Origin of the sequence: Dongia sp., from assembly GCF_041910485.1 — a bacterium.
Classification (GTDB): domain Bacteria; phylum Pseudomonadota; class Alphaproteobacteria; order Dongiales; family Dongiaceae; genus Dongia.
The window spans coordinates 93,939-106,428 of sequence record NZ_JAYRQR010000003.1 but is presented as its reverse complement, the minus strand read 5'-3'; the positions used below and the strand labels follow the sequence as shown (position 1 = coordinate 106,428).

The 12,490-nt window shown below is 59.4% G+C and carries 8 protein-coding genes; all 8 read right to left on the bottom strand.

What is annotated here, in order from left to right:
- Positions 1 to 25 precede the first annotated feature (25 nt).
- A complete protein-coding gene (gene fliG, locus ACE3PP_RS00600) occupies positions 26 to 1,042 on the bottom strand; it encodes a flagellar motor switch protein FliG (protein WP_374377230.1) in 1,017 nt (338 codons plus the stop codon).
- 1 nt (position 1,043) lies between these two features.
- Complete coding sequence (gene fliF / locus ACE3PP_RS00595; protein ID WP_374377229.1) at positions 1,044 to 2,726, bottom strand: flagellar basal-body MS-ring/collar protein FliF; 1,683 nt, start codon at positions 2,724 to 2,726, stop codon at positions 1,044 to 1,046.
- Positions 2,727 to 2,997: 271 nt separating this feature from the next.
- Entirely contained in the window at positions 2,998 to 3,303 is a 306-nt protein-coding gene (locus ACE3PP_RS00590) for a DUF1153 domain-containing protein (protein WP_374377346.1), read from the bottom strand.
- A 162-nt stretch (positions 3,304 to 3,465) separates the two neighbouring features.
- Positions 3,466 to 4,161, bottom strand: a complete 696-nt coding sequence (locus ACE3PP_RS00585; protein WP_374377228.1) for a flagellar hook assembly protein FlgD — start codon at positions 4,159 to 4,161, stop codon at positions 3,466 to 3,468.
- 23 nt (positions 4,162 to 4,184) lie between these two features.
- Positions 4,185 to 5,723, bottom strand: a complete 1,539-nt coding sequence (locus ACE3PP_RS00580) for a flagellar hook-length control protein FliK (protein WP_374377227.1) — start codon at positions 5,721 to 5,723, stop codon at positions 4,185 to 4,187.
- Between the two features lie 98 nt (positions 5,724 to 5,821).
- Positions 5,822 to 8,365: a hypothetical protein gene (locus ACE3PP_RS00575; RefSeq protein ID WP_374377226.1), complete on the bottom strand. Its 2,544-nt coding sequence runs from the start codon at positions 8,363 to 8,365 to the stop codon at positions 5,822 to 5,824.
- A 15-nt stretch (positions 8,366 to 8,380) separates the two neighbouring features.
- Positions 8,381 to 10,093 carry a flagellar hook-associated protein FlgK gene (flgK, locus tag ACE3PP_RS00570; RefSeq protein ID WP_374377225.1) on the bottom strand — a complete coding sequence of 571 codons (1,713 nt, stop codon included), beginning with the start codon at positions 10,091 to 10,093 and terminating at the stop codon, positions 8,381 to 8,383.
- Positions 10,094 to 10,119: 26 nt separating this feature from the next.
- Positions 10,120 to 12,396 carry a flagellar hook-basal body complex protein gene (locus ACE3PP_RS00565; protein ID WP_374377224.1) on the bottom strand — a complete coding sequence of 759 codons (2,277 nt, stop codon included), beginning with the start codon at positions 12,394 to 12,396 and terminating at the stop codon, positions 10,120 to 10,122.
- Positions 12,397 to 12,490 lie beyond the last annotated feature (94 nt).

The following is a 12,490-nucleotide window of genomic DNA, read 5'->3' as shown; positions in this document are numbered from 1 at the left end:
TCTCCGGCCGGTCCATAGGTAGCTACTAATAGATCAATTCGTCGTCGCCCTTGCTGTCGGCCAGGACCAGTTCGCCCTTGGCCGCCAGCTCCTTGGCGAGATTGACCATGCTCATCTGCGCTTCTTCGACGTCCTTCAAGCGGACCGGGCCCATAGCACCCATGTCTTCCTTCAGCATCTTGGAGGCGCGCTCCGACATGTTGGAAAGGAACAGGTCGCGGACCGCTTCCGACGCGCCCTTGAGCGCGATCGGCAGCTTGGTTTTGTCGACGCTGCGCATGAGGGTCTGGACGCCGCCCGGATCGAGCTTGCCCAAATCCTCGAACGTGAACATGAGCGATTTGACCTTTTCGGCGGAATCGCGGTTCCGTTCCTCAAGGGCGGCGATGAACCGCTGCTCGGTGTTGCGGTCGAGATTGTTGAAGATCTCGGCGATGAGCTCGTGCGCGTCGCGCTTCGAAGAGCGGGCGAGGTTGGACAGGAACTCATTGCGCAAGGTGCGCTCGACGTCGTCGATGACATCCTTCTGGATCGATTCCATGCGTAGCATGCGCATCACCACTTCCATCGCGAACGCCTCGGGGAGGAGGGCGATGACGCGCGAGGCATGATCGGGCTTCACCTTTGAGAGCACGACGGCGACGGTCTGCGGGTATTCGTTCTTAAGGTAGTTCGCCAGCACGCTCTCGTTGACGTTGGATAGCTTGTCCCACATCGTGCGGCCGGCGGGACCACGGATTTCCTCCATGATCGCGTCGACCTTCGTCTTGTCGAGCACCTTCATGAGGAGACGCTCGGTGGATTCGAAGGTGCCAGTGAGCGACCCGGTCGACGAGATGCTGTCGGCGAACTCGACGAACAGGCGCTCGACCACGGTGGCGCTGACCGTGCCGAGATTGGCCATCGTCTGCGAGATCTCGCGGATCTCGTCGTCGTGCATCATAGCAAAGAGCTTGGAGGCACTTTCCTCACCCACCGACATGAGGAGGAGGGCTGCCTTCTGCGCGCCGGTCAGCGATCTATAGTCGTCCTTCGTGCGCATTTCAGGCTTCCTGATACATCCACTGACGCATGATATTCACCGCCTGTTCGGGGTGTTGATCGACCAACTCGGCGATACGCTTCAACGAGGAGGCGCGAACACGGCCTTCGACCTGGTTGATATCGATCATCTGTTCGATTTCGTTGGCGATATTGGTGATCTCGCCCATCGAGGTCGGCTGGCCGGCGGTCAAGGCTGCCAAATCCGATGTGCCGGCCCCCGGCAGGGCGAGGGCGGCAGCAGCGCCCGGCGGCAAAGCGGCGCCGCCCGGACCGGCGATAGCGAACTGCTCGGGGGCTGCCGCCGGCAGGGCCAGCAGGCGGTTGAGCAGCGGGCGAACCACCAGCAGCAGGACCAGAACCGCGACCAGAGAGAGGACGATGAGTTCGGCGATCCGCATCAGATCGGCCTTTTCGAGGCCCATGATGTTGATGCCTTCGTCGATCGGCTCCGGCTCGGCGAACTGCATATTTATGACTTCGACGGTGTCGCCGCGATTGGCATCGAAACCGACGGCGGATTTGACCAGGGTCGAGATCTGGTCGAGCTCGGGTTGGGGGCGGGGCGCGTAGGTCTTTGTGCCGTCGGCGGCCGTCGTGTAGGTGCCATCGACCAGAACGGCGACGGACAGTTTCTTGACGTCGCCAGTGTGCTTGACCTCGGTCTGCGTCTTCTTGGAGATCTCGTAGTTGACGGTCTCTTCGGTGCGCTGCGTCGTGCTGTTGCTGGTGTCGCCTGTGCCACCGCTGGCACCCGGCGGGTTCGGCACATTGTTGGCGACCGAGACGTTGTTGTTGGAGGATTTTTCCTGGCTTTGCTCGTTCTCGTCCACCGTCTGTGTCGACCGCACGACCTGTCCGTCCGGATCGAAGCTTTCCGTGTTGGTCGTGACCTGGTTGAAGTCGAGCTCGGTATTGACCTCAGCCCGGATCTTGCCGGCCCCAAGCGTCTGCGAGAGCAAATCCTCGATCGCCTGGGTCAGGCGCAGTTCATAGGCGCGACGCATTTCATCGGCATTGGCGGCCGTCATCTCGCCTTCGGCGCCACCGCGGGCGAGGAGGTGGCCCTTATCATCGATGACCGAGACGTTTGCCGTCTTCATCCCGGGCACGGAAGAGGCGACGAGATGCTGGATCGCCGCCACCTGCTCTTTGTCGAGGATGCCTTGCAGGGTGACGACGACGGATGCCGACGGTTCGGCCTTGTCGCGCGAGAACAGCTCCCGCTTCGGCATGACGAGATGGACGCGGGCACCCTTTACCTGACGCAGCGCGCGGATGGTGCGGCTGAGTTCGCCTTCAAGGGCGCGGAGCTGGTTGATCTGCTGGACGAAGTTCGTGGTGCCGAGTGCGTCGGCGCGATCGAAAATCTCGTAACCAATTGAGCCACCGTTCGGCAGCCCTTCGCCCGCCATGGCGAGGCGCACACGGCCGACTTGGTCTTCTGGCACATATATCTGCGCGCCGTCGCCCTTCACGTCGAAGGGGACCTGCTGTTCCTCAAGCTTGGCCGCAATGGCTGCGGAATCCGTGGAATCGAGGCCGCCATAGAGCAGCGCCATGCCGGGAGTGGTCAGGCGGGTGCCGATGAACCCGAAAAAAGCGATAAGCGCCAAGCTGACGGCAGCCAAGCTTGCAAGTCGCACAGGGCCAAGATTGCGCAACGTCTGCAGAAAGGAATTCACGTTAGCCACTCGCTCCTGATAGGCAGCTTTTGCCGACTCGGCCGCACAATTCGACTAAAATTTTATATACTAAAATTTTCGTAGAATTGCTTGGTTTAGGGTCGGCTTGTGCTGCAAGGACAGGATCGAATGTAGGCTGCAGGCTTTAACGAGAGGTTAATGGCGGTAAAAATTGCCTAGGTGAGGCTGAAATTCTTGCCTATCTAGGTGCTTGATATGGTTAATTTAAATTCAGTAATCCACAGGCATTAAGGAATATTACCTTAACCTCTCACGATCGTGGGGATTCATCCCCCGGCTCAACGCGATCGATGGTCCGATAATCCTGTATGCGCGTCGTGCGGAGGCCACGAAGCCCGTGCCGATCAATCGCCCGCTGCCAGGATAGGAATTCTTCCACAGAAAGTGAGTAACGCTTGCAGGCTTCTTCGATGCTGATGAGACCGGCCCGAACACCGGCAACGACCTCAGCCTTGCGCCGGATCACCCAGCGGCGGGTGCCGGGTGGCGGCAAGTCGTCGATGCTCTTGGGCGGTGCATCGCCAATATTGCTGTTCGCTGGTCTCAAATCTGCCATGGCCATGATGGGGATCCTCTGCAGGATGTCCCGCGATTCCGTATCTGCGTCTCGCCATTCATACGTCAGGGCCATTTAACAAAGTCCTAAACCAGGCCCGGAAAAGTCGCCGGGCCATGTTCAATTTTCATAAAATGTCTTGTGGTACCAGCAAGTTGCCGATCAGGCATCTGAGCTCGGTTTGGTGATCTTCTGGATCTTCTCCAACGGCACGCGGATCGAGCCGATGTTCAGATAGACCTTGCCGTCGACGATGTCGGCGGAATCAACCGAGCCATAGCTGGTGATGGGCGCCGTGTATTTCTTGCCCTGGGCGTCTTCATAGCTGACGGCGACGCGGTATTCGCCATCGGCCAGCTGATTGCCGAAATAATCGGTCCCGTCCCACAACGCCTTGTGCTCACCGACCGTGCGGTCGGCCTCCATGATCATGACGACCTGATTATTCTTGTCATAAATCTGCAGCGTCGCGCGGGTCGCTGTTTTATCAAGCGTGTAGGCGAATTTCGACTCGCCATCGTTCAGCATGATTTTGTCGGTGTCGACGGCGACGTCCGTGCCGATGAAGCTGACAGCCGCATAGGCATTCGTCGAGGATTGCAGGTCGATCAACTGCTCCAGGCGCTTGTTGGACTGGATCTGCTGTTCGACGGAGGAGAAGGCGACCAGCTGCTGCGTAAATTGGGCCGTATCCATCGGCGATAGCGGGTCTTGGTTCTGCAGCTGTTTGGTAAGCAGGGTCAGGAAATTGTCATAGGTGTCGGCCAAGTCGCCCAGGGCGCTGCCGCTGCTCGACGCGTTGGCCTGTGCGGCGGCTGCGTTTTTCGCCAGCGTATCGCTGATGCTGGGGATATCCATGACCTGCTACTCCCTAAAATCGACTAGACCTGCACGTCGACATAGCCGTCGTTGGTCGCGATCACGGAACTTGGGGCGATATCCGCTTCAGTTTCCGCGCTGCTGCCATCGGCCATGCCGTTGCCGCCCGAACCGGAGCCGTTGCCGGAACCGAAGTCACGGGCAAAAGCTTCCGGGTCGCCCCCCTGTAGACTGAAGGAAAGGTCACCCGGACCGGCTTTCAGTCCAGCTTCTTGCAAGGCCCGTTCCAACGCCTTCATGTCGCGTTGGAGAAGGTCCAAGGTCGCCGGCCGTTCGACTGTCACAGCGGCCTGAACGTTGTTTTCCTCGTCAATTTCGAGCTTCAGGTGGATACGCCCGAGCTCTGAAGGAGAAAGTTGCAAGGTGATGCTGCCAACACCTTCCTTGGCCGATTTCTGAATGGAGAGGGCGACCTGGTCATGTACCGGCAAATTCTGCAGGTGCTGGCGCAGGTTGGCGACGAAGTCGGTGCGTCTGATGGCCGAACCTTGCGCCAAGTGCAGATTCCAGCCCGGAACGCCGGTGACCGAGCCGAGGCCACCGTCAAATGTCGCCGTATTATAGGTCGTGGCCATCGGCGTAGCGGCGGCACTGCTATTGACCGACGCCGCGACATGGATCTCCGAATTCTGGGCGGCCTGTTGCTGGTTGCTGCTGGAATTCGTGGCGGTGGCCCCCTGGCCTGCGGGACCGGCGCGTCGCGCGTTGGTGTTGCGCCGAAACGACCCGGCGGCTTCCTCCAGCTCTCGCTCGTTCTTGCGCGTTGCCGCATCTACCTGGGATTGCGCGGCGGTGGCCGCCTCGTCCCCGGTACTGCCGAGCGCGAGGGTGCTGGTGAATGTTACCGGCGCTTTGGCCGCGTCGGGATCGACGGTGGCATCTTCATCGCCGGCCGCGTTTGGGGCCGCTTGGGGCGCAGACGCACTGGCTGAGTCAGGTTCAATCAGAGGCGTAACTTCGCCAACCGCATCACCGGAAGAGCCAACCGGCACCGAAGGAGATGAATCGCTGGCAGCGACAGCCGGAGCGACATCCGTTCCGTCTTCAACCGTCTCAACGGGCACCGCGGCAACAATCGGCGAGGGCGTTGGGACGCTCTGTGTCGACTGATCGGGCGCTGGGTCACCTTCTGCGTCCGTCTGCGCGCCATCGGGATTCATATTTTCGCCAATTGGCGCATCGATCGATTGCTCAGAGGGAGCGCCCTCGACGCCCTCTGCCGGCTCTGTCGGAACATCGCCGATGTCCACTTCCTGACCCGCAACCTGACCGCAATCGACACGCCCGGCAACATTGCCGACACCACTGGCCCGATGAACGATTCCACGTGCTGGATTGGCCGAATCATCGCCGATCGACCAGCGCGAACTTGACTGATCGTTCTGGACCCGCCGGTCGACATGCGTCCCCCCAGCGTCGCGGTAGTCGACGCGGTTGTTCGGGTAATCGTCAAACCGACGGCGTGGCGTGTATGCAGTGGAAGCCTTGGTGGTCGTTGGCTCGGCCTGGGTCAAGTGATGATTCATCACGCCCATCAGCATGTCGGCAAACCCTGAATTGCCGCTGCCGGTCTTCGCATTGCTGGTCTTGGCGGCAAGAACGGCGCTGAAATCGATGCGGTTGGTTTCCATTTGCGTCCTCAAGCCAGAAAGTTGACCAGCGAGATCTGGTTTGTCGTGCCCATCACGGCAAAGATCGCTTGCAATTGCGTTTGTGCCAGATCGATCTTGGCAGCGACCTCGTTGCGGTCGACCGCTTCGATCTTGTCGGTTCCGTCGCTGTAAAGGTTGATCGAGGTCTGGTGCGACAGAGAGGTCGCGGTAATGACCGCGTCATTGACGGTATTGTCGGCGTGGAGCGCGCGGATACCAGTCAGGGCATCGTTCGCAAGCGCCCGCGCGGTTTCGATTTTCTCCTGGTAGTGATCGAGATCGTTGACCGCCGATTGCGCATATCGCAGTGCCAGCTGCAATTTCTGGAAAGCCGGTTCGTTGGCCGAGAAAGTGCTGCGCAATGTCAGCTGGTCGGCGATCGTGATCTTTCCCCGCTCCCAGGCATTGGCAGAGTCATTCGGCTCCTGGTGTTCGTTATAGATCGGTGCCACGGGATTGGTGACGACCGTTGGCTGAACGACTTTGAGCTCTGTCTTAAGTTCAACGCCAGGTGTCGTCGATGTCAGCGTGAAGGTGCCGGTACCGGTTGCGCCGGCCGTTGCTGTTACCGGCATGGCGGGCACAGCCGCGTTGACCAATGCGACAAGATTGATGGCGATCGCATCCATGTCGCGCTCGCCACCCGTCGTGACATAGCGAACAGTTCTGCCGTTGACTGTCAGTTCATAGGCGTCGCCCTTGCGACCGACCGGGCCAGAAAGGCTGATTTCATCGATCTGCGGCAAGGGGCCTGGCGGGATATTCTGGACCGTCGTCGCGGTAGTTGGGGCCGTGGTTACCTGCCCGACATCGGTCGTCAGGACAGCCGTATAGGTAAATGGCGTGCCCGGTGTATCGGATTTCAGGACCAGATCGTCTCCGGAGATGGCGGCAGTAACGCCGAGGCCGGCGGCATTGATCAGGCCGGCGAACTTCTGCGCTACAGACTTGGCGTCGTCGATCGATGTCGTCGTCACCGTAAAGGGACCGCCGACGGGAGCGGTGAAGTTGATCGTGTAGACGTCGCCATTGTCGCCGAACGGACCGGGGAAAGTCACCGTGCTTTCCTGTGCCACGGGAAGAACCGTCCGCTGCAGAGTCTTCACGTCGGCTTCATTCTGGACGGCGCCGTGAGATTCGAAGGCAGTGGTCGAGGCGATTTGAATCTGCCCGTTGCCAGGTGCTGTTACGGTCACGCTGAACGGTGGCTGGTAGGCGTTGATCTTGTCGATGAGCTGCCCGACGATGTCATCGAGGCTCTTCTCGTCGCCCGTTGTCTTATAGCTGATCGTCACCGGCAAAGTGTGCGCCGGCGGATCCATGATCGTGACACTGTAGGTCTCGTTGATCGTTCCAACCGGCCCTGACAACTGGATGAGGTCGACCTGACTGGCGCCGATCGGGATATTGGGCTGGACGGTCGTGATTTTAGACGGCGTCGGGTCATTGCCCGTAACTGTGGCGCTGAAGGCTGTTCCGGGGGTCGTGGCCGTAATGGTCAAGCCATTGGCATCGACATCGCTGACAGTAACAACACCGGTAAGCGGGGCCGAGCCATTGATGGCCGTGCGCAGCTGATCGGCCAATTCCTGAGCGGTCAGCGGCCCGGTAAAGGTAAAAGTCTGGGCGTTGATGGTGAAGCTCTCGGATTGCAGCGTACCCAAATAGTCGGTGGTGACCCGGACCTGCTGAACCGTGGTGCCGGTTGCCAATTGCTGAGCGGTCGAAGACGAGATGGAGTTGGCGCTCCCGGACGGATCCGGAAGCCGATGCAGGTCCACGACGGGCAGGCGGTCGTTGGCCGTCAAGCCACCAAAAAGGTAGCGGTCATTGATCTGCTCATTCAACAGGGCCTGGAATTGGCCGAGCGCGCTGTCGATCTGCCCGACGATCGGCGAGACTTTACCTTGCTGAATCTGTGTTGCGGTGGCGCTGTTGTCTGCCCCGCCAGCCACATTGACCACGGTGGCCGCGACACTGTATGTGGCGCCGACTTCGATCGAGGTCAGGGTGATCTCGGAGCCGACCGCTTTCGCTGTGACGCGCATGCCTGCCGTGGCGTTGATCTGGTTGGCAAGATTGCCCGCGACATCGTCAAGGCTGCCTTCGACACCACTTGTGACATAAGAGAACAACTTGCCGTCGACGGTGATCTTGAAGATGTCGCCCGTGTCGCCGATGTCCCCATCGAGCACGACCTTGTCCTTCTGCGCGGTCGGCGGATCGCTGAGCGGGCTTAAGAATGCGCTGTGCATGTTGCTCGCCAGCTTTTCCATGCTGGTGAATACTTTGTCATACGCCTTGACGTCAGGCGAGACAGCTTTGATTGCGGTCAGATAACCGTTCCGACGGTCAATTTCGGCCCGCAGATCCAGGAGGCGTGTGCCCTGGACGCCGTAGGTCACAAGGTTGGTGGATTTCGTACCGGTATTCAATTGCTGCGTCAGCTGCGACAGCGAAAGCTGCAGGTTTTTCACGCCCGAAATATTGCTGAGATAGGTGGCGTATGAGCTGTAGGTGTTGACCGGCATGATGGTTCCTCGCCTTTACCTGCTGACGGCCGCTTGCAGCGTATCGAACAGCTGCTGGACGACAGTCAGCAACCGGGCCGATGCCGAATAGGCATTCTGCAGAACCTGCAGATTGGCCAGTTCTTCGTCGAGATTCACGCCCACGTCGGCCTGATATCTCTGTTCGGTCTGGCTAAGGCTCTCGCTGCTGAACTTGGCGTCGTCAGCAATCGTCTTGGCATTCGCAATCGATGTGCCAACGATGTTGACCATCATGCCCTTGTAGGAGACGCCGCTAACGGTGAGCCCAGCAGCAACGAAAGTGCGATCGGTGCTGTTGAGAGCGGTCACGACGTCAGAGGCCGAGTTCTTCTTCAACTGCTGCGTCCCGTCGAGCAGGGCTTGATTGACCTGGAAATTGAAACGGTCCGTTCCGGTGAAGAACCCGCTGCGAAGCTCCGGCAGATCGCCATTTGCCCGGGTCTTGATGGAGAAGGGAGTATTGTTCGAACTGCCCACCAGTTGTAGCGAGGACGCCCCGGCGATGGCCGTGACGCCGAGCGTCGTGTCGCTGTTGATCAGGGTGGTCAGCTTGCTGGCTATGGCGTCCAGAGTTGCGTCGGTATTGGTGGCCGTGTAGCTGAAGATGCGCCCGTTGATCTCCACCTCGAAGACGTCACCCGCGCGCAGATCGCCGCTGAGACGAACAGTCGAGTATTGTGGCGAGGCCGGCTGCGCTTCGACCGTGGTTTGGAAAGATGCTTCGATCCGCAGGGACTGACCGGCGGCGTCATATGCCGCGCTGAATGAGCCGCTTGTCGTCGCGGTCATGGCTTTGACGACAGCGTCCAGCTGCGATCTCAGTTTGCGGATGACCTCGGTGCCGGGATCCGTACTGACGGGGACGGATTTGCCGCTATTGTCGAGCCGGAAATCAAGAAGTGCGCGAATTTTGCCTTCGCGCAGAAGACTGTCGACTGGGCTCGTGGGATCTTCGGAACGGAAGATATTCGTGCCGTCATAGAAAAGCTTGGAGGGCGGACCGTCGACCAGGCTAAGGCCTGCCGGTGTGAAGAGGGCGATGGCGCCGTTCTCCCGCTCGACCGTGCGAACATCTATGTACTGAGCGACCTCACGGACCAAGGCGTCACGCTGGTCGATGAGTTCGGTGCGTTCCGCACCAGACTCGCTGGCCGAACGCAGCCGCACGTTGAGCTCGAAGACTTGCTCAAGCAGATCGTTTACCTTGTCGACCGACTGGCCGATATCGATCTTTGCTTCATTGTCGATGGAATCGATCCCTGAGGCCACGCGACTGATTTCATCTGCGAGTTGCTGGCCATAGCGGATGACCGCGGTCTGAGCGGCGTCTGATTCCGGGGTTGCCTGAAGAGTCTGCCAAGCGGCCGTAAATTGCGAGAGCAGGCTGGGGAGGGCAGCCTGATCGGAACTCGTGCCCAGCAATTGCTGGATACGGGACATATATTCGTTCTGGGCGCTGTTGGTGCCGTTGGCGGCGATCAGAGACTCCATCTGCTTGCGCAGACTCTCGCTGACAGCTGTTGAGTAGGACGAGACCGCGACACTGCCGATTTGGCTGTCGCCAAGGACCAGAGATTCGCGATTGAGGGATTTGCGGGTATAGTTCGGGTCGTTGACATGGGCGATGTTGGCCGACAGCACCTGGATGCTGGCCTGATTGACCCGAAGGCTTGCGACTGCGGCATTGAGAGCGCCGGTCAACGACATGGCTGCTTAACCCTTGCTATTTAGGCTTAGCGCTTAATGTTGATGATATCCTGGAGCATTTCATCGGATGTCGTGATGACGCGGGTGTTGGCCGAATAGGCCCGCTGTGTCACGATCATCTTCGAGAATTCTTCGGCGATATCGACGTTCGATCCTTCGACGGCCGACCCACGCAATGTGCCTGAGCCGTTTTCGCCGGCACCGGAAAGTCGGGCCGATCCGCTATCGAAGGTCTCAGTGAAGGCTTGGCCGCTTTCACGCTTCAAGGTATTGGCATCGTAGAACTGGGCGATCGGGACCTTGAAGAAAACGCGGCTACGGCCGTTGTCGTAGTTCAACTCGACATCGCCGTTGTCGCGGATGTTGAGATCCTTGAAGATGCCCTGCGGGACGCCATCCTGGGTGAAACGGCGAACATCGATTGTGCTGCCGGCAAACTGTGTGGCGCCTTCCGTCGTCTGGAACTTTCCGAGATTGAGCTCGATCGTTTGCGGACCGACGCCGTAATCGACTTGGAAGGTGATGATTGCGTCGTCGCCGGCGCTTTGTGCTGTCGGCGTGCTGGCATTGCCATTGAGATTGTAGGCGTTGCTGATACCCACCAGCTTGCCGGCCGTAGCGGCCGATGTGCCGAACTGAACGTCGATGAATGAGTTCGTCGAGCCGTTGGAAGCATTGACGGTGGCGGAGAAGGGTGTGCCGGCGCTGATGGCGGTCAGCTGGACAGTGGCACCCAAGGCTGTGGCGGTGACACCTAGCGAAGAGTTGGCGTTGATAAGCGCTGCGATGCCAATTGCAACGTCATTCAAGCTGGTTTCCGTGCCGTTGGCGACGTAGGAAACAGTCTGTGAACCAACGTTGATGGTCCAGGTGTCGCCGATCTCACCCGGACCGACGGTGCCGGACAATGTCACTGTATCGACCTGGGCCACCGGCAAACCATTCGCCGTCGTGTTGACCGACGAGGCGCCGGTCGCCGTAGTCATGGTGACGTTGCCAGCAACAATGGTATCGCCGACGGTCGTTGTGAAGGTGCCTTGCGCCGCGTCAGCGTCAATCGTGAAGGTGTTGGCCGTCGCCGCGTTGGCGGTAATGGTACCGTTCACCGTGACGTTGGCATTGATCAGTGAAATGAGGCTGTCGCGGACGAAAGTTGCTGTCTCGGTCGGGTTGGTCGCTGTGTAGGTGATCGGCGTGCCGTTGATCGTGACTGTAACGGATTCACCCACCAGCAAACCGCCTGGCGGGATGGTAATGGTGTCCGTCTGGCCGGATCCGCTGCCGCCCAAGGTCAGCGAGAAGGGGGTCCCGCCGACATCGGCCGAAACATCAAACGTTGTCGCTGTCAGGTTCCCGGCTGTGACCTGTGCGGCGAGGCCAGGGTTGGCATTGATGGCGGCAACCATGGCCGCACCCGTTTGGGCCTGAGTATATCCGCCGACAGGCGCCGTCACCGTGATCGAGTTCGAACCAATGGTAAAGGTCAATGTCTGGCCGAAAGCCAAACCATCAGAGGGAATGGTGACAGTATCCACCTGGGCAACGGCCGGTACGTTGGCGGTGGTCGGCGCGATCGCCATGGCTTGGTCATTGACCCCCACCAGCGTGCCGGAGACCGGATCCAGCGTACTGTCTGCCGCAACGATGTCGAGCTTCCACAGATTGTCGGCACGTTTTGCCCAGACCAGCGAGACCGTGTGCGGGTTGCCGAGTGCGTCATAAATCTTGATGTTGGTCGGGGCGAGCGGGGGAGTTGGGTTCACCTTCGACGAGGCCGGAAGATTGCCCACAAATTCGAGCTCCGTGGTAGCGGTCGGCTCGTCTATGGTTTGCGTGATCTGGATGGGGGACAAAGTCGAGGTGTCTGCGACCCCCGTTGTTTCGTCGACAGCCCAGCCATTCAGGTAGTAGCCGCCGTTGTTGACGAGATAGCCGTCCCGGTTGACCTCGAAATCGCCGGCGCGGGTGTAATAGGCAAGGTCATTGAAGAGGGTCTGGTTGGCCGTTTGGCTTTCCGGACGGCTGACGACGAAGAAACCCTGGCCGCTGATTGCCATGTTGGTGAGGACTTGGGTTTGATTGACGTTGCCCTGCAGCGAGTTGGCATATGACGGCGAGGCGACCACACCGCCCGGCTGGTGCAGATTGGCATTGGAAACGGTGATCAGCGTCTCGAAGCGCGTGTCGACCTTCTTGTAGCCAGTCGTCTGCGAGTTCGCGATGTTGTCGGAGATGTGTCCGAGGGATTTCGACTGGGCGTTGACACCGCTGACTGCCGTGAACATGGCGCCAAGAATGCTCATTTAAAACCTCGCTCGGTCTAAGAATGGGTCGATTGAGGCGGTTAAAGCAAATCCCAGGCCAACTCCAATATCATAAAAAATCATTGTTATTCAG